The organism is Flavonifractor sp. An52, from assembly GCF_002159385.1.
In the GTDB taxonomy this organism is placed as follows: Bacteria; Bacillota; Clostridia; order Oscillospirales; family Oscillospiraceae; genus Flavonifractor; species Flavonifractor avicola.
In genome coordinates this window covers 39,600-56,221 of the sequence record NZ_NFIB01000003.1, presented here as the reverse complement: position 1 = coordinate 56,221, position 16,622 = coordinate 39,600, and the positions used below count along the sequence as shown (strand labels likewise).

Below are 16,622 nucleotides of genomic sequence, written 5' to 3'. Positions count from 1 at the left end.
CTCACAGCAGCCACACCTGGATGGCCTGTCCAGCCTCCACCGGTGGAGTGCCTGCCGGCAGCTCCGCCAAACAGTTGCACCCCACCAGGGAGGCCAGCTGGCCGGAGGAGTGACCCACCGGCAGCGTCACCTGCCCGTCCTCGTATCGGCCACGGAGGAAACGACGCCGGGGACTGGGTTTGTCATAGGGGGTGGTCAGGACGGCCTGCTGCCGTCGGGGGAGCAGGTGGGGCTCTCCTGCCAGCGCGGCCAGCAGGGGCTGGGCCAGCAATTCAAAGGTGGTGAAAGCGGCAAAGGGGTTGCCAGACAGAGACAGGATCGGCTTACCCTTATACTGGGAGAACATAGCCGGGGTGCCCGGCTTCAGGTCCACCTTCCAAAATACCCGCTCCGCCCCCAGCAGGGGGAGGGCCTGATGAAAGATATCCTTGTCACCTACCGACACGCCGCCGGTGGTGATGAGCAGGTCACAGCCCTCCAGCATTCCCTCCATGGCCTTCGCCACAGCGGCGGGGGAGTCGGCGGCATGACGGCAAAAGGAAGGCATACCAAGCTCCGTCAGCCGGGCGGTGAGCAGGGCTCCGTTGGAGCCGTAAATCTTCCCGGGAGGGAGGGGCTGACCGGCCTCCACCACTTCGTCTCCGGTGGTGAGCAGCCCCACTTTGGGCCTGCGTCGCACGGCTACCTCTGTGATACCGGCGCTGGCCAGTACGCCAAGGGCGGCGGCATCCAGCCGGGTGCCTGCCGAGAGCAGCAGGCTGCCTGTCCGGTAGTCCTCACCTTGGTAGACATAATTCTTATAAGGGGGGAGAGAGGCGTAGATGGACACCGGGTCGCCTCGGTCAGTATCCTCCTGACGGAGTACGCAGTCACAGCCTTGGGGCAGCATGGCTCCCGTCATGATGCGGATGGCCTGTCCGGGCAGAAGAGGGGATTTTGCTTCATCTCCCGCATACAGGGTATCTACCACCGGCAGACAGATGGGGTGGTCCCGGTCCGCCCCGGCGATGTCAGCAGAGCGGAGAGCATAGCCGTCCAGAGGGGAGCGGTCAAAAGGTGGCTGGTCAACAGGGGCAGTTACGTCAGATGCCAGGGTACGGCCCAGAGCCTGAAGGGCGGGCAGTGTCTCCGATCCCAGCGGGGACAGTTTACCGGTTATCAGCTCAACTGCCTGTTCCAGCGAAATGCCCGTGACCATAGTCAGCACCCCTTGCCGAAGGGGCAGATGGGATAGTGGCACTCCGGGCAGCCCAGGCACAGACCGCCATGGCCCAGGGCCTTCAGGTCAGCACGGCTTACCTTGACTCCAGCGGCGATGCGGGGGAGTACCAGGTCAAATACGGTGGCCTTGGCGTACATGACGCAGCCGGGCAGGCCCAGAATGGGGGTACCGTCGGCAAAGTAGCCCAGCAGGAACATGGCTCCCGGCAGCACTGGGGCGCCGTAGGACACGATGTCCGCACCAGTGTCCTTGATGGCCTTGGGGGTCTTGTCGTCCGGGTCCACGCTCATGCCGCCGGTGCACAGGATCAGGTCCACCCCCTTGGCCTTATAGTCCAGGGCGGCGGCGGTGATGGCGGCCATGTCGTCGCCGGGGAGGCAGTGCTCCGTGACCTGGATGTCGTAGGCAGCCAGCTTGTCGATGATAACGGGGGTAAAGGTGTCCTCAATGAGGACCTTGGCCACCTCACTGCCGGTAGTGATGAGACCGCAGGTTTTCAGCTTCCAGGGGGTGAGGGAGAGGATGGGACCGGTGCCGGCTCGCTCCTCCACCGCCTTCAGCTTGTCCTCGGCGATGACCAGAGGGATAATGCGGGTGCCCGCCAGCTTGTCCCCCTTGTGAACGGCGGTGTTGGTGTGGCGGGTGGCGATCATGATCTCGTCCTCACCGTTGAGGGCGTTGAGCCGCTCTACATCCACCTGAAACAGGCCGTCGATGTCGGCGATGAGCTCGATCTTGCCCTCCTTCACAGCGGTACCGTGCATATGCTCATTCTGGCACAGGGCCTGAAGGCGGAGGGCGGCCTCGTCCTCATGGAGCATCCCGGGCTGGCGCTCCCACACATAGAGGTGCTCCTTGCCCATGCTCAGCAGCACCGGGATATCCTCCTCGGTGACCACATGGCCCTTGCGGAACCGGGCGTCCTTGGTAACGCCACGAATGATCTGGGTCAGGTCGTGGCAGAGCACATGGCCCACCGCGTCGCGGGTATCGATCAGTTTCATCATCTGTTCCTCCCAGTAAACAAAAAGAGGTACCGTCCGATCCGGTACCTCTGGACAGAAGGGTACAATACCCCCCTGTGAAAGAGACTCCTTTTCAAAGACGGAAGGCCGTGCCGTTTCCAGAACGACCCTGGCGGTACGCCATAGGCCAGGCCCTTAGGCGGTTCCGCTCGGAGCACACTCAATTTTCATCAGCATACCACATTTTTTGTTAGATTGCAATGGCCAAGGTGGCACGGGTGTGGTACACTACAGAAAGAAAGGGGAGAGGAGCATGAGAGAGCTGCGGGGACGGTTTGCCCCCAGTCCCAGCGGGCGGATGCACCTGGGCAATCTGTTTTCCGGGCTGCTGGCCTGGTTATCGGTGCGCTCCGCCGGGGGGACTATGGTGCTGCGGATGGAGGACCTGGACTCGGACCGGTGCCGGGCGGAATACGCCGATCAGCTGGCTGACGATCTGCGCTGGCTGGGTCTGGACTGGGACGAGGGTTATCAGACCGGAGGACCTCATGGACCCTATACCCAAAGTGACCGTACAGAATTGTATGCGGACGCCTTCCGAGATCTGGAGAAAAGAGGGCTGATCTACCCCTGCTTCTGCACTCGGGCGGAGCGGCTGGCTGCCTCAGCGCCCCACAGGAGCGACGGACAGGTGATCTATGGTGGCAAGTGTAGACGCTTGACAGAGAAAGAGCGGGCGGAATTGGGTGAAAAACGTTGTCCCGCCTGGCGTTTGATGGTGCCTGACAGGAATATTAGCTTTACAGATAAACTGCAAGGAGCCTATACCGAAAACCTGCTCAAAGACTGCGGAGACTTCATTGTGCGCCGGTCTGACGGGGTGTATGCCTACCAGCTGGCGGTGGTATACGACGACGGGGCCATGGAGATCAATCAGGTGGTGCGGGGGCGGGATCTGCTGGACTCCACCCCCCGGCAGATCTATCTCTACGAGCTGTTGGGACTGACCCCGCCGGAGTTCTGCCACGTGCCTCTGCTGCTGGCCCCCGACGGCAGACGGCTGTCCAAACGGGAGCGGGACCTGGATATGGGGGCCCTGCGGCAGCGGTTCACCCCGGAGGGGCTGACCGGCCTGCTGGCCTTCTGGGCCGGGCAGCTGGACAAGCCGGAGCCGGTGCGTCCGGCGGAGCTGGCCAAGGACTTCGACTGGGCCAAGGTTCCGGCAGGTGATATTACCATCGATCCCAGTCAATTATAGAAAGGACGCCGCGGCATATTGCCGCGGCGTCCTTTCTATCTTTAGGAGAAACTCACGTTGCAGTCGGTGGGGACCACGCACACGTAGGTGGTGCCCACACCAAAGGTAATGGGGTTGCCGTCGGCATCCTCATAATAGAACTGGCCGCTGGGGGCCTGCTTGCTCCAGGTCAGCTCGGTGATCTTGCCGCCGCAGGCAAAGTAGCCCTTGCCGCCGCTGGACAGGTCCACGGTGATGTGGCCCAGATAGTCGCCGGTGTTGCGGCAGGCGGTCTTGATAATGACTACGTTGGTGACCTCTACCTGCTGCTGGGTGTTGCCGTCTATGTAGGCCGCGCCGTACTCCTCTACACCGTACTTACCGGTGTTCTCATTGTAGACAAAACGGCCGGTCTTGTAGCTGGAGACGGGAACGGTGATCTGGGTGGCGTCCACGCCGTCGGCGGGAGTACCGTCCTCAGCGAAGTTCATCTCATAGACGTAGCCGTCCTTATGGTCCAGACGGATGTTGTAGGTGGGCAGCCGGCCCATGATGGACTGGCCGGTGGTGACCACCGTGTGCTCCAGGCTGTAGCTTTGCTTGCGCACCGGGTCACGCCACATCAGGTTGCTGTTTTCCGTACTGCCCAGATAGGGGCCTCGTACCGCGTCCAGGGCGGTGACGCCCCAGGTCTTGATTTTGCTGTAGGCGTCCTCGCTGCCGCCGGCATGGAGGAACACGGCGTCGTGGCCCAGGGCAACCTCCAGATAGTAGGGACGGGCGGAACGGATAGAGCCGATGGTGCCTACCCCGTCCAGAGACTGATAGACGCCCACCATGCGGGTAATGCCGCCCTCGGCGGGGATCTCATAGATGATGTCAGCCTGCGACTGGCCCAGCTGGGGGAGGGCCTGCTTCAGATTGTTGAGCATGATGGCCACCGGCCGGCGGTTGACCCACTCTTCGCCCATGGGCAGGCCGGTGAGTGGGTTGAGGGGACCGTCATAAGGGGTCTCGGTGGGTGTGGGCGTAACACTTTCCACCACGGGGGCGGAGGAAGTGGGCGGCGCGGGGGAGTCCTCCGGTTCCGGAGACCCACCGCAGGCGGAGAGCAGCAGGGGCAGCGTAAGCAGCAGGGGCAGCAGTTTTTTTCCCATGACGGTATCCTCCGTTTTCTTGCCGGGCGCCCGCCGTGGGGGCCGGGGCTCCGCAGTGTGGTACCTTTATCATACTCTGTGGGACAGGTTCCCGTCAAGGTGGCCGGAGCCGGGAAATTGCACTTGTGATTTTACTCGGGCTTGGGTATAATGATTAGTAAGCGGCAAGCGCTTCGGAAAGGAGAACTCCATGGCACGTCACGGTTTTATCCACGACAAACTGGATATCAAGTTCCTGATCCTCTACATCATGGCACGGGTGGCATCTCCCATCGATTTTCACGCCCTTACTGACCTGACCATGTGCGATGATGGGGTGGACTACTTCGAGTTTGCCGAGGCGGTCTCCGAACTGGTGGAAACCGGGCACCTGACCCTGGAGAACGACCTGTACGCCATCACCGACAAGGGACGTTCCAACGGCGCCGCCTGTGAGAGCAGCCTGCCCTACACCGTCAAGCAGAAGTGCGGTGTCAATCTGGCCCGGATCAACGGCATCCTCCGGCGCAACGCCCAGGTGCGCGCCCATGTGGAGGACCGGCCGGAGGGAGGCAGCACGGTGAAGATGGAGCTGGACGACGACAAGGGCAACCTGTTTACGCTGGAGCTGTTCTGCGGTACCCGGGAACAGGCCCAGCGGATGGCCAAGGGCTTCAAGGAGGAGCCGGAGCGGGTGTATAATGATGTGATCACCGCTCTGCTGGAGTGGGAGAAAAATCGATAATTTCCCGGGAAAGAAAAAATAAGTGTTGACAAAGCCTGGTCGGGGCGCTATAATAACCGAGCAGTCTTTTGACGGGGCTGTGTTTTGCGGATGTGCTGGAACTGGTAGACTGGCTAGCTTGAGGTGCTAGTGGCCCACGGCCGTACGGGTTCGAGTCCCGTCATCCGCACCATATGCGCGAGTGGTGGAATTGGCAGACTCGCTAGATTCAGGTTCTAGTGTGCATTACGCACGTGCGGGTTCAAGTCCCGCCTCGCGCACCAAAAAAGAAGGACATCCGTAAAGGATGTCCTTCTTTTTTGGATACCTCAAGAAATCAAAATGCTCGGGGCAAGTGAATTGCCCCTGCGCCGAGGTTTTGGGCTGACAGCCCAAAACGCTCGTACGGCGCAAAAGCGCCGACGGCCCAAAGGGCCGGTTTTAAATACTGCAAGAAATGAAAGACATTGATACGGCCCGATGCAAGATGGGCCGCCATTATCCCGGAAATGGAGGACCAGGACCATGAATGAAAAGGAAGTAGGGGAGCTGCGCCGCCGGTTCAAGGCGGACAAGAGTGCCATCACCCATGTGCGGGGCTGCTACGTCAACGAAAAGAAGGAGATCGTCTCTCAGTTTGATCAGTCCCTGGCGCTGATGAGCGAGGAGGAGAGCGAAAAGCTGCTGGCCATTCTGCGCCGCACCCTCTCCGGCGGCATCGACCGCAATCTGATCGACATCAGCTTTGCCACCAAGCAGGTGGCGGAGGGGGAGGAGCACAAGCTGCTCATGGCCCTGCGGGATTCCGGACTGGGGGATGAGGAGGCTGTCCAGGCCTTTTTCCAGAAGGCCATTGACAGCCTGGATCTGGAAGGCAGCTATCTGATCCTGCTGGCTCATGACCGGTACGACGTACCCTACCGGGCCAAGGACGGCGAGACCCAGAAAGACGCCTCCGAGGAGGTCTATTCCTACATCCTGTGCAGCATCTGCCCGGTGAAGCAGACCAAGCCTGCTCTCAGTTTCCAGGCCCGGGAGAGCCGCTTCTATAACCGCCAGGCTGACTGGCTGGTGTCCCCGCCGGAGGTGGGTTTCCTGTTCCCTGCCTTTGATGACCGTACCACCAACCTCTATGACGCGTTGTACTACAATCGAGACGTGGGGGAGAACCACGAGGATTTTGCTCAGGCGGTATTTGCCTCTCCCATCCCCATGCCCGCCCAGGCCCAGAAGGAGACCTTCCAGTCCATTCTGGGGGAGACTTTGGGGGAGGAGTGCAGCTACGACGTGGTCCAGGCGGTCCATGACCAGCTGCGGGAGCTGGTAGAGGAGCACAAGGAGAATAAGGAAGAGGAGCCTCTGATGGTGTCTAAGGGGGCGGTGAAGTGTGTGCTGCTGTCCTGCGGCGTGTCCGAGAGTCATGTAAACGCCTTTGACAGCCGCTACGACGACAGCTTTGGAGCGGAGACCCGGCTCAGTCCCCGGAACCTGGTGGACGCCAAGCAGGTCCAGGTCTCCATGCCCGACGTAACCATCAAGGTGTCCCCGGAGTACAGCGCTCTGGTGGAGACTCGCTCTATCAATGGGAAAAAGTACATCCTCATTCCGGCGGAAGGGGAAGTGGAGGTCAACGGGGTGCCCATCCACATCGACGGCTGACCACAAGCTGGGAATTGCATCTTTTTGAAAAATAGAGTAGAATCAGGTATCGACTTTTGCAGGGAGGCATTGCCATGGGAATCTTTAACCCGGAGCACGGTATCTACCGCCTGACGGAAAAGATAGCCGATCTGGTGATTTTGAGTGTGTTTTGGCTGGTGTGTTCCATTCCCCTGGTGACGCTGGGGCCAGCCACCACCGCGCTCTACAACACGGTGGTACGCTGTATCCTGGGCGATGAGCGTAACAGCTGGGTCCTGTTTTTCCGTACCTTCAAGCAAAATTTCAAGGTGGGTGCACTGACCAGCCTGGTGGTAGTCCCGCTGATGGCGGTGCTGGTCATCCTCCACGAGGTGCTCTATCAGATGGCCCTGACGGACGATGTGGGCTATACGCTGTTTTTTGCCTACCGGGTCTTTCTGCTACTGCCCATCGGCTTTATCTGCTACCTCTTTCCGGTGCTCTCCCGGTTTACCTTTCAGGTCAGCGGGCTGCTGGTCAACTGCGGCAAGCTGGCCATCGCACACTTGCCCAGCACCGTGCTGATGGCGGTGATCGCCTTTGTTGCCCTCATCGTATGCTCCAATGTGCCCATTCTGGTCATGCTGCTGCCCACTATCGTGACTTGTCTGCACGCCTTCCTACTGGAGCGGATTTTCCGGCCCTATATCAAGGAGCAGCAGCCGGATATGGACGACGAAGAGGACGAGGAGGAAATGTAAATAAATAATCAATATATCAATGAAAAAGCCGCACCGGCTTCCATGAGGGAAGCCGGCGCGGCTTTTTTGCGTCAGAGAGAGGAGTGCATCATGGTATTGATGGCCTCCTGATAGGAGAGCTGGATGTGCTCGGTGAGCAGCTGGCAGGCAGTTTCCTGCTGCTGCTGAAGAATGGCGTCCAGAATGGCGATATGCTCCTGATTGCTCACCTGATAGCGCAGGGGGCGCCATGCGGTGATGCGGATCAGGTTCAGATAGTCCACCAGACTGCGCATCAGCTGGGAGGCATACTGATTATGAAGGGTATCCACCAGCTCCAGGTGAAATTTATTGTCCAGTTCAATCAGGGGAGAGGCGGTCTGTCCGGCCCGGCCTGCCTCATCGTCCTGGTGCTCCAGCAGCAGGGTCCGCATATCGGTGGCCCACTGGAGATCCACCTGATAGAAGCACTGCCGGAGGATCATGGGCTCTAACAGGGAACGGATCTCGAAGATATCATGGATGCTCTTGGGGGTGGGACGGGTGATCTCGATGCCTTTGCGGGGGTGAATTTGCACCAGATTGTCCTGGGCCAGCGCCAGAACGGCCTCCCGTACCGGCGTCCGGCCCAGCCCCAGGGATTCCTGAAGCTGAGACTCATTCACAAATTGGCCGGGAGCAAGTTCCTTTTGCAGGATCATGGACTTAATTTGGTCGTATGCCTGCTTGGACAGACTGGCCTCCCGTTTGGTATTAATAGGTGCCATAGGCAACTTCCTTCCACAGCGACATACCAGAGTCAAGTGGCTGATATATCAACTGTACATTCATGTAATATATCATTCAACTGAAGTATACCAGTCTTGGAAGGACCCGTCAAGTGGGAGGGGAAATAGTTGCAAAATGAGAATGACCGCATTACTTTGCGAAAAAGAAGGGAGGCATCGGAATTATGATAGGGGATTTAAGGACATTTTTAGAACATCTTGTTGTCATATTATCACAAGAAGGAGAAACTGAAAATGAATTTCTTTGGCAGAATCGTCGGTTTATGGGTTGACAGGTCGAATAAACTGTGATATCTTCAAACCATAAAATATATCAGCAATATATCATCTGGATATCAGCCCGGACCGAACTATGGGAGGGAACGATATGAGCAGGGCGAAGCCCTTTTTGGACGAAGATTTTCTGCTGACCACCGATACAGCCAGGTCGCTGTACCACACAGTGGCGGAGCAGGTGCCCATCCTGGATTATCACTGTCACGTCAGTCCCCGGGAAATTGCCGAAAACCGGGTCTTTCATGACCTGACCCAGCTCTGGCTGGAAGGGGACCATTATAAGTGGCGGTTGATGCGGGCTAACGGGGCGGAGGAACGACTGGTGACCGGCGACGCCGATCCCTTTGAAAAGTTCCAGACCTGGGCCAAAGCGTTGGAGCGGGCTCCGGGTAATCCACTCTATCATTGGAGCCACCTGGAGCTGCGCCGCTATTTCCGGTATGACGGCCATCTGACCGGGGCCAACGCCAAAGAGGTGTGGGACCACTGCAGCAAGGTGATTGGAGATGGGATGTCCGTCCGGGATATCCTGAAAAAATCCAATGTGACCCTGCTGTGTACCACCGACGACCCGGCGGACAGCCTGGAGTGGCACGCCAAAATGGCTACCGATGCCACCCTGGAGACCCGCGTGCTGCCCGCCTTCCGGCCCGATCAGGCGGTGAACCTGGAGAAGCCGGAGTTTGCCGCCTACCTGGAGCGGCTGGGCCAGGCGGCCGGCGTGAAGATCGACGGCTGGGACAGCCTGCTGGGGGCGCTGGAGAACCGGATGGACTTCTTCCATACCAACGGCTGCCGGGTGGCCGACCACGGACTGGACAATATCTGCTATCGGCCCGCTGGCACGGAAGAGCTGGACGCCATCCTGAAACGGCGGCTGGCCGGGGAAGAGGTGACCGGGGAAGAGAAGTGGAAGTACAAGACAGCCCTGCTTCTTTTCTTCGGAAGAGGCTATGCCAAACGAAACTGGGTGATGCAGCTTCACTTTGCCGCTCAGCGCAATAACAACACCAAGATGTACCGGCTTTTGGGACCGGATACCGGATATGACAGCATCGGGCCAGGAGTAAACCTGCCCGATCTGGCCGCCTTCCTCAGCACCCTGGAGGAGGAGGGGGCTCTGCCCAAGACAATCCTCTACTCTCTGGATCCCAACGACAACGCAGGACTCATCACCCTGATGGGCTGCTTCCAGGGACCGGGCGTGGCCGGGAAGATGCAGCACGGCGCGGCCTGGTGGTTCAACGACAATAAGGGCGGTATGGAGGCCCAGATGAAGGCCCTGGCGGCCAACGGCCTGCTGGGGAACTTTGTGGGGATGCTCACCGATTCCCGCAGCTTCCTCTCCTATACCCGGCATGAATATTTCCGGCGCATCCTGTGTGAGCTGCTGGGCGGCTGGGTGGAAAGCGGACAGCTGCCCGATGACCGGGCAGCGCTGGATGGCATGACGGCCGACATCTGTTACCGCAACAGCATTCGTTACTTTGGCTTGGAACAGTATCATTTACGGGGGGCGGAGAAGCTATGAGTATGATCAGCGTCAAGGGGTTGAAAAAGAGTTTTAAGAACCATGAGGTGCTCAAGGGTATTGATATTGAGATCCAGCCAGGTGAGGTGGTGGCCATCGTAGGGCCCTCCGGCTGCGGCAAGTCCACCTTCCTGCGCTGCCTCAACCTGCTGGAGAAGCCCTCCGGTGGACAGATACTCTACCACGACGTGGATCTGGTCAGCGCCGACGCCAAGACGGCCACCAAGGTACTGCTCGGTATGGGCATGGTGTTCCAGCAGTTCAACCTGTTTCCCCACCTGACGGTGCTGGACAACATCATGCTGGCCCCCACCATGGTTAAGGGACAGGACAAGCAGACCAGCCAGGAGCAGGCCATGGCACTGCTCAAGACCGTGGGCCTGGAGGACAAGAAGAATGCCTACCCCAACCAGCTCTCCGGCGGCCAGCAACAGCGCATCGCCATTGCCCGGGCTCTGGCCATGAAGCCGGAGGTCATGCTCTTCGACGAGCCCACCTCCGCTCTGGACCCCGAGATGGTAGGCGAGGTATTGGACGTGATGAAGAAGCTGGCTGCGGAGGGCATGACCATGCTGGTGGTTACCCACGAGATGGGCTTTGCCCGTGAGGCTGCCGACCGTGTGATCTTCATTGACGGCGGCTACATCGTGGAGGACAGCGAGCCCGAGGAGTTCTTCAGCCATCCCAAGAATAAGCGGCTTCAGGAGTTCTTGAGCAAAATGCTCTGATCTTCATTATATTAAGGAGGAAACGAACCATGTCTCAGATCAAGGTAGCTCGTTACAGTGATGTGAAGTACGACTTTGTCAACGGCTTTGCCAAGGTGCCGGTGCTGGAAGGGGAGTTCGACCAGGCCCACTTCGCCCACTGCGCCCTGCAGCCCGGCTGCTCCGTGACCCCTGACATCTACTCTGTGAAGGAGCACAATCAGCTGTTCATCTTCACCAAGGGCAAGGGCTACGTGACCACCCCCCGTCAGGCCTGGAACATTGTGGAGCCCGGTGTGTTCGTTCCTGAGTTTGATACCGAACACTTCACCATCACCTGCTCCGCCGACAGCAAGCAGCCCCTGGAGTACCTGCACATCATCACCGAGCTGAGCGACTACGACAAGACCTGTCTGGTGGAGTCCCGCATGGTGCTGCCCCGGTTCCGCGGTATTTCCCAGGGCTGGACCTATGACGAGGACTTCAAGGACAACGACATCACCACCTCCATCATGCTGCTGGAGCACCGCAACCTGGGCCGTCTGTCCATGGGCTGCGTCCGGGGCAAGGGCCCGGTTGAGATCGGTCAGCACATCCACAACGAACTGGCCCAGTGGTACTTCCCCCTGCCCGGCTCTGAGTTTATCTACACCGTCGGCGGGGAAGAGGTTAAGATGACCGGCGGCGACCTGTCCTTCACCCCCACCGGCTTCTGGCACGGCAGCAAGGTGGAAGCGGACAAGACCTGCGACTACATCTGGTTCGAGATGTGCATTGACGGCTATCCCGGCGAGATCAAGTAAGATATCCATCCACTACACATTATCTATTTCAATGAAAAGGGGAATGTACCATGGCTCTGGTTCAGATTTCGAGAGGCGCTGAGGTCAAGCACAACTATGTGGACGGCGTGTCCCGAGTGCCTATCTTGGAGGGCGCTTACCATGACGCGACGGTGGAGCGCATCTCCATCCAGCCCGGCGCCGACCTGACCCCGGAGATCTTCTCCCGTCAGGAGCACAATCAGGTGTTTCTCATCACCGCCGGCAAGGGCTACATCGTCACCCCCCGCCGGGTGTTCAACATCACCGAGGTCTCTGTGTTCGTGCCCGACTTTGACAAGGAGCAGTTTACCTTCCATTGCGCCGCCGACGCCAAGGAAAATATGGAGATTGTCCACTTCGTCACCGAGCTGAGCGACTACGACAAGACCTGCCTGAAGGAGTCCCACCTGACTCTGCCCCGGTTCCGGGGTGTGTCCCAGGCCTGGCATTACAAGGAGGACTTCACCGGCGCCGATATTCAGCAGATGATGCTCATCGAGCACCGCAACCTGGGCCGCCTGTCCATGGGCGCCAACTTCGGCACCGGCCCCAACTACATCGGCCAGCACATCCACAACGAGCTGGAGCAGTGGTATATCATGCTGCCCGGCGCCTCCTTCACCTACACCGCTGAGGATGAGAAGATCCATGTGGTGGGCGGCGACGTGACCTACACCCCCCACGGCTCCCACCACGGCAGCGAGTGCGCCGAGGGCGAGAAGTTCGCCTATGTGTGGTTCGAGCTGTGTGAGAACGGCTATCCCGGCGAGATCAAGTAAGGATGGCCCGGAATTGGGAGCTGCTGGGCTCCAACAGCACCTACAGCCATGTGCCCCTGGAGGCCTGTCTGGATGAACTGGCGGAGCTTGGGTTGACGGCCCTGGACTTTGTACCCCAGACGCCCCATTTCTGGTGCAGTCATGCTGAGATGGGGGACGCCGCCGCCCTCCGGCGGATGCTGGAGGAGAGAGGCCTGCGGGCCGCGGTGGTCACCCCGCCGCCCTACCGCTATTCCATCACCGCCCCGGCGGGGATGCAGCGGCAGTTCACCCTGGACTATTACCGCCGCTGTATCCTGCTGGCGGCCTCCCTGGGGGCTGACCGGGTGGTGCTGGGGGCGGAGGGGGCCTGCTGGGATCTGGAACGGGACCGGCTGCTGGACCAGGCGGCGGAGTTGCTGGACAGGCTGTGTCCCACGGCGGCGGCAGCCGGAGTGAAGCTGCTGCTCATGCCGGTGCTGGGGCCCGACGCCCCTCTGGCCGCCCAGTCTCCCGTGCTGGGGCCGGCGGAGGAGATCCTGGGCATGATCCGCCGGGTGGACAGCCCCTGGCTGGGGACCTGTCTGGATACCAACGCTATGAGTGTGTGGGGAGACGATATCCCCGGCTGGTTTGCCCGGCTGGGGACCTGCACCGATCTGGTCCGGCTGTGCGACGGCAATTACCACGGCTGGCGGGCCTGGGGGGAGGGATGTCTGCCCATGGACCGCTATCTGGAACAGCTGGAGGCGGCAGGGTACCGGGGAGAACTCTCCCTGCTGCTGCCCGGCGAGCGCTATGTGGACAGGCCCGGCCATCCGCTGAGGCAGGTCCTGGCGGCGCTGAGAACAGGGGGGAGGACATGAAGGGTATCCGACGCGACCAGCTGGTGAACATGAACCAGCACTACCGCCGGTTCTCTCTGGACTGCTTCCTGGACTGCCAGCAGAAGCTGGGCTTTCGTCAGATCGAGCTGTGGTGTGGCGCTTCTCATTTCTGGCTGGACCACACCGGCTACGATGACGTATCGGTACTGAAGGGCAAGCTGAAGGACCACGGCGTGAAGGTGGTATCCATTACCGCCCCCAGCATGGCCTACCAGTACCAGTACGCGGCCCAGGACAGGGAGCAGCTGGAATACTCCTTCCGTTACTTCTCCAACGCCATCCATCTTGCCGCTGAACTGGGGGCCGACCGGGTGGTGGTCAACTCCGGCTGGGGTTACCTGGGGGAGGACGAGGACACCATGTGGAACCGGTGCCGGGATCATCTGTCCCGGCTGTGCCGGGTGGCCCAGCCCCTGGGTGTAAACCTGGTGATGGAATCCCTGCGGGACGACGAGAGCAACCTGGTCTATAACCTGGAGCGAGCTGTGCGGATGTACCGGGAGGTGGATCACCCCAGCCTGAAAATGATGGTGGACAACATTGCCACCGGAGCGGCGGGGGAGAGCCTGGAGGATTGGTTCAGAGCTTTCGGCTCGGACCTGATCCATATGCACTTTCTGGACGGCGACCCCTGGCTCCACAACATCTGGGGAGACGGCAACACCTCCTTGTCCCAACAGATTCAAATTATGAACCAATGGAACTATACCGGCTATCTGGTGCAGGAGGTGGCGGATGAGCACTACTTCTCCGACCCCTTCCAGGCAGACCGGAAAAACCTCCGGGTACTGGAGCGGTTCCTGGAGGATTGAGCGTTATTTCCCGATGCGCCCCATCGGTAAATAAAATCAAATGTAAGGAAAGGTGAACATCATGAAGCTGAAAAGATTGATCCCCTCGGTCCTCTCTCTTGCACTGGTCTTTTCCCTGGCCGCCTGCGGCGGCGGCAGCGGCAGCGCCAACACTCCCGCTCAGAATGAGACTACCCCCGCCCAGAGCGAGACCACCCCGGCTCAGACCGAGGGCGACGGCTCCCTGCAGCGCGTCCTGGACGCCGGCAAGCTGACCATCGGCGCCGAGGGCAACTGGATCCCCTATGTGTACAACGAGGACGGCACCGGTGAACTCACCGGCTTCGAGGTTGAGGTAGCCAAGGAAGTGGCCGCCCGCCTGGGCGTGGAGGCCGAGTTCCAGATCTCCGACAGCTGGGACCCCGTGCTGGCCGGTCTGGACGCCGCCCGCTATGACATCGTTATCTGCGGCGTGAACCCCAACCCCGAGCGCCAGGAGAAGTATGCCTGCTCCATCGCCTACGCTGAGAACCCCTACTGCCTGGTGGTCAACGGCGACAACACCGAGATCACTTCCTTTGATGATCTGGACGGCAAGCTGTGCATCAACTCCCCCTCCTCCGCCGCCGGCCAGATTGCCCAGCGGTATGGCGCCACCACCGCTGACGGCGACCTGACCGCCGCAATGGAGCAGCTCAACACCGGCCGCGCCGACGCCCACGTGAACAACGTGGCCGCTGTGGACGCCTATATGGACGCCATTTCCAAGCGTATTTCTGAGATCGGCGTGGTGCCGGTCATCAAACTTAACCATCCCCAGGAGGACGCCGCTCCGCTGGCCCATGCCCTGTGTGCCGGCGGGGTGCCGGTGGCGGAGGTCACCTTCCGGGCCGCCGGAGCTGCCCAGGCCATCCGCCTTATGACCGAAGCCTGCCCGGATATGCTGGTGGGGGCGGGTACCGTCCTTACCACCGATCAGGTGGACCAGGCTCTGGAGGCCGGGGCCAAATTCATTGTCACCCCCGGCCTGGACCCGGATATCGTTACCTATTGCCAGAGCAAGGGTGTGCCCGTGTTCCCTGGCTGCACTACCCCTACCGACTACCATACTGCCAATAAGCTGGGGCTGGAGGTACTGAAGTTCTTCCCCGCGGAGCAGTCCGGCGGTCTGGCCAAGATCAAGGCCATGAGCGCCCCCTTCCCCATGTTCAAGATCATGCCCACCGGCGGCATCTCCCTGAAAAACCTGAAGGAGTATCTGTCCAGCCCGGTGGTGTGCGCCTGCGGCGGCTCCTATATGGTCACCGCCGATCTCATCGACAATCACAAGTGGGACGAGATCACCGCACTGTGTCAGCAGTCGGTGGCCATCGTCAAGGAGGTACGAAATGGCTAAAGTTGTTACGTTTGGCGAGCTGATGCTCCGCCTGGCCCCCAACGGCTACTACCGCTTCTTCCAGAACGATCAGATGCAGGCCACCTTCGGCGGCGGCGAGGCCAACGTGGCGGTCTCCCTGGCCAACTACGGCCTGGACAGCGTGTATGTCACCAAGCTGCCTGCCCACGCCATCGGTCAGGCTGCCGTGGACTCTCTGCGGTACTTTGGCGTGGATACCTCCAAGATTGTCCGGGGCGGCGACCGGGTAGGCATTTACTACCTGGAGAAGGGAGCCTCCCAGCGGGGAAGCGTGTGCATTTACGACCGGGCTCACTCCGCCATTGCCGAGGCCCGGTCCGGCGACTTCGACTGGGATGCCATCTTTGAGGGGGCCGACTGGTTCCATTTTACCGGCATTACCCCCGCTCTGGGCCCCAATCTGGTGGAGCTGTGCCGCCAGGCCTGTGAGGCTGCCAAGGCCCGGGGCGTCAAGATCTCCTGCGACCTGAACTACCGGGGCAAGCTGTGGACCCGGGAAGAGGCCCGGGCGGCTATGACCGACCTGTGCCGCTATGTGAATGTGTGCATCTCCAACGAGGAGGACGCCAAGGATGTCTTCGGCATCGAGGCCGAGGGCAGCGATATCTATGGCGGCAAGCTGAACAAGGCGGGCTATGAGAGCGTGGCCAGGCAGCTGATGGACAAGTTCGGCTTTGAGAAGGTGGCCATCACCCTGCGTACCTCCATCTCCGCCAGCGACAACGACTGGGCCGGAATGCTGTACGACGGTAAGAATTGCTGCTTCTCCAAGGAGTACCACCTCCGCATCGTGGACCGGGTGGGCGGCGGCGACTCCTTCGGCGCCGGGCTGATCTACGCCCTGCTGTCCGGCAAGTCCGCGCAGGAGACCATCGAGTTCGCCGTGGCGGCCTCCGCCCTGAAGCACTCGGTGGAGGGGGACTACAACCGGGTCACCGTGGCCGAGGTGGAGAAGCTGGCCGGGGGCGACGGCTCCGGCCGGGTACAGCGGTAACAGAA

General features: G+C 60.4%; 16 protein-coding genes, 2 tRNA genes and 1 riboswitch. Of the genes, 14 read left to right on the top strand and 4 right to left on the bottom strand.

The features are described 5' to 3' along the window. Position 1: 1 nt before the first annotated feature. Both glp and B5G06_RS01750 read right to left on the bottom strand, forming a co-directional pair. Positions 2-1,198 (bottom strand): molybdopterin molybdotransferase MoeA, encoded by a 1,197-nt coding sequence (gene glp / locus B5G06_RS01755; protein ID WP_087187390.1) that lies wholly within the window; start codon positions 1,196-1,198, stop codon positions 2-4. Positions 1,199-1,200: 2 nt separating this feature from the next. Further along, entirely contained in the window at positions 1,201-2,226 is a 1,026-nt protein-coding gene (locus tag B5G06_RS01750; protein ID WP_087187389.1) for a molybdopterin-binding protein, read from the bottom strand. 71 nt (positions 2,227-2,297) lie between these two features. Then, a riboswitch (molybdenum cofactor riboswitch) is annotated at positions 2,298-2,414 on the bottom strand. 86 nt (positions 2,415-2,500) lie between these two features. On the opposite strand from B5G06_RS01750, the gene gluQRS reads away from it, so the two are divergent. Then, on the top strand, positions 2,501-3,445 hold the full coding sequence (gene gluQRS / locus B5G06_RS01745) for a tRNA glutamyl-Q(34) synthetase GluQRS (RefSeq protein ID WP_087187388.1): 945 nt from the start codon (positions 2,501-2,503) through the stop codon (positions 3,443-3,445). A 41-nt stretch (positions 3,446-3,486) separates the two neighbouring features. On the opposite strand, the gene B5G06_RS01740 is transcribed toward gluQRS, so the two are convergent. After that, positions 3,487-4,581, bottom strand: coding sequence for a DUF3048 domain-containing protein (locus B5G06_RS01740; RefSeq protein ID WP_087187387.1), 1,095 nt, complete (start codon positions 4,579-4,581; stop codon positions 3,487-3,489). Between the two features lie 190 nt (positions 4,582-4,771). Between B5G06_RS01740 and B5G06_RS01735 the strand changes: the two genes are divergently transcribed. The 5 genes from B5G06_RS01735 (at position 4,772) to B5G06_RS01715 (ending at position 7,665) form a co-directional block, all read left to right on the top strand. After that, complete coding sequence (locus B5G06_RS01735) at positions 4,772-5,305, top strand: DUF4364 family protein (protein ID WP_087187386.1); 534 nt, start codon at positions 4,772-4,774, stop codon at positions 5,303-5,305. 86 nt (positions 5,306-5,391) lie between these two features. Further along, a tRNA-Leu gene (locus tag B5G06_RS01730) sits at positions 5,392-5,477 on the top strand. Between the two features lie 3 nt (positions 5,478-5,480). Further along, positions 5,481-5,568 (top strand) — tRNA-Leu (locus B5G06_RS01725). A gap of 241 nt (positions 5,569-5,809) precedes the next feature. Further along, complete coding sequence (locus B5G06_RS01720) at positions 5,810-6,943, top strand: DUF4317 domain-containing protein (RefSeq protein ID WP_087187385.1); 1,134 nt, start codon at positions 5,810-5,812, stop codon at positions 6,941-6,943. Positions 6,944-7,017: 74 nt separating this feature from the next. Beyond that, the gene (locus B5G06_RS01715) at positions 7,018-7,665 is read left to right on the top strand and encodes a YesL family protein (RefSeq protein WP_242955307.1); all 648 of its coding nucleotides are present in this window, start codon (positions 7,018-7,020) and stop codon (positions 7,663-7,665) included. A 71-nt stretch (positions 7,666-7,736) separates the two neighbouring features. On the opposite strand, the gene B5G06_RS01710 is transcribed toward B5G06_RS01715, so the two are convergent. Beyond that, on the bottom strand, positions 7,737-8,411 hold the full coding sequence (locus B5G06_RS01710; protein WP_087187384.1) for a GntR family transcriptional regulator: 675 nt from the start codon (positions 8,409-8,411) through the stop codon (positions 7,737-7,739). A gap of 388 nt (positions 8,412-8,799) precedes the next feature. Between B5G06_RS01710 and uxaC the strand changes: the two genes are divergently transcribed. From uxaC to B5G06_RS01670, 8 genes are all read left to right on the top strand, one after another. Next, positions 8,800-10,239, top strand: coding sequence for a glucuronate isomerase (gene uxaC / locus B5G06_RS01705; RefSeq protein ID WP_087187383.1), 1,440 nt, complete (start codon positions 8,800-8,802; stop codon positions 10,237-10,239). 2 nt (positions 10,240-10,241) lie between these two features. After that, a complete protein-coding gene (locus B5G06_RS01700; RefSeq protein ID WP_087187382.1) occupies positions 10,242-10,967 on the top strand; it encodes an amino acid ABC transporter ATP-binding protein in 726 nt (241 codons plus the stop codon). Positions 10,968-10,996: 29 nt separating this feature from the next. After that, on the top strand, positions 10,997-11,749 hold the full coding sequence (locus B5G06_RS01695) for a cupin domain-containing protein (RefSeq protein ID WP_087187381.1): 753 nt from the start codon (positions 10,997-10,999) through the stop codon (positions 11,747-11,749). 50 nt (positions 11,750-11,799) lie between these two features. Next, positions 11,800-12,549: a cupin domain-containing protein gene (locus tag B5G06_RS01690; protein ID WP_087187380.1), complete on the top strand. Its 750-nt coding sequence runs from the start codon at positions 11,800-11,802 to the stop codon at positions 12,547-12,549. 2 nt (positions 12,550-12,551) lie between these two features. Further along, on the top strand, positions 12,552-13,394 hold the full coding sequence (locus B5G06_RS01685; protein ID WP_087187379.1) for a sugar phosphate isomerase/epimerase family protein: 843 nt from the start codon (positions 12,552-12,554) through the stop codon (positions 13,392-13,394). Further along, positions 13,391-14,227: a sugar phosphate isomerase/epimerase family protein gene (locus B5G06_RS01680; RefSeq protein WP_158094651.1), complete on the top strand. Its 837-nt coding sequence runs from the start codon at positions 13,391-13,393 to the stop codon at positions 14,225-14,227. The genes B5G06_RS01685 and B5G06_RS01680 overlap by 4 nt, the downstream gene beginning before the upstream one ends. A 61-nt stretch (positions 14,228-14,288) precedes the next feature. After that, positions 14,289-15,602, top strand: coding sequence for a bifunctional 4-hydroxy-2-oxoglutarate aldolase/2-dehydro-3-deoxy-phosphogluconate aldolase (gene eda / locus B5G06_RS14595; protein ID WP_204220717.1), 1,314 nt, complete (start codon positions 14,289-14,291; stop codon positions 15,600-15,602). Continuing rightward, positions 15,595-16,617: a sugar kinase gene (locus B5G06_RS01670; RefSeq protein ID WP_087187377.1), complete on the top strand. Its 1,023-nt coding sequence runs from the start codon at positions 15,595-15,597 to the stop codon at positions 16,615-16,617. Before eda ends, B5G06_RS01670 begins: the two co-directional genes overlap by 8 nt. Positions 16,618-16,622 lie beyond the last annotated feature (5 nt).

Excerpts from the sequence above, each read along its gene's own strand:
- glp (WP_087187390.1), bottom strand. The coding sequence starts at position 1,198 with ATGGTCACGGGCATTTCGCTGGAACAGGCAGTTGAGCTGATAACCGGT.
- B5G06_RS01750 (WP_087187389.1), bottom strand. The coding sequence starts at position 2,226 with ATGAAACTGATCGATACCCGCGACGCGGTGGGCCATGTGCTCTGCCAC.
- gluQRS (WP_087187388.1), top strand. The coding sequence starts at position 2,501 with ATGAGAGAGCTGCGGGGACGGTTTGCCCCCAGTCCCAGCGGGCGGATG.
- B5G06_RS01740 (WP_087187387.1), bottom strand. The coding sequence starts at position 4,581 with ATGGGAAAAAAACTGCTGCCCCTGCTGCTTACGCTGCCCCTGCTGCTC.
- B5G06_RS01735 (WP_087187386.1), top strand. The coding sequence starts at position 4,772 with ATGGCACGTCACGGTTTTATCCACGACAAACTGGATATCAAGTTCCTG.
- B5G06_RS01720 (WP_087187385.1), top strand. The coding sequence starts at position 5,810 with ATGAATGAAAAGGAAGTAGGGGAGCTGCGCCGCCGGTTCAAGGCGGAC.
- B5G06_RS01715 (WP_242955307.1), top strand. The coding sequence starts at position 7,018 with ATGGGAATCTTTAACCCGGAGCACGGTATCTACCGCCTGACGGAAAAG.
- B5G06_RS01710 (WP_087187384.1), bottom strand. The coding sequence starts at position 8,411 with ATGGCACCTATTAATACCAAACGGGAGGCCAGTCTGTCCAAGCAGGCA.
- uxaC (WP_087187383.1), top strand. The coding sequence starts at position 8,800 with ATGAGCAGGGCGAAGCCCTTTTTGGACGAAGATTTTCTGCTGACCACC.
- B5G06_RS01700 (WP_087187382.1), top strand. The coding sequence starts at position 10,242 with ATGATCAGCGTCAAGGGGTTGAAAAAGAGTTTTAAGAACCATGAGGTG.
- B5G06_RS01695 (WP_087187381.1), top strand. The coding sequence starts at position 10,997 with ATGTCTCAGATCAAGGTAGCTCGTTACAGTGATGTGAAGTACGACTTT.
- B5G06_RS01690 (WP_087187380.1), top strand. The coding sequence starts at position 11,800 with ATGGCTCTGGTTCAGATTTCGAGAGGCGCTGAGGTCAAGCACAACTAT.
- B5G06_RS01685 (WP_087187379.1), top strand. The coding sequence starts at position 12,552 with ATGGCCCGGAATTGGGAGCTGCTGGGCTCCAACAGCACCTACAGCCAT.
- B5G06_RS01680 (WP_158094651.1), top strand. The coding sequence starts at position 13,391 with ATGAAGGGTATCCGACGCGACCAGCTGGTGAACATGAACCAGCACTAC.
- eda (WP_204220717.1), top strand. The coding sequence starts at position 14,289 with ATGAAGCTGAAAAGATTGATCCCCTCGGTCCTCTCTCTTGCACTGGTC.
- B5G06_RS01670 (WP_087187377.1), top strand. The coding sequence starts at position 15,595 with ATGGCTAAAGTTGTTACGTTTGGCGAGCTGATGCTCCGCCTGGCCCCC.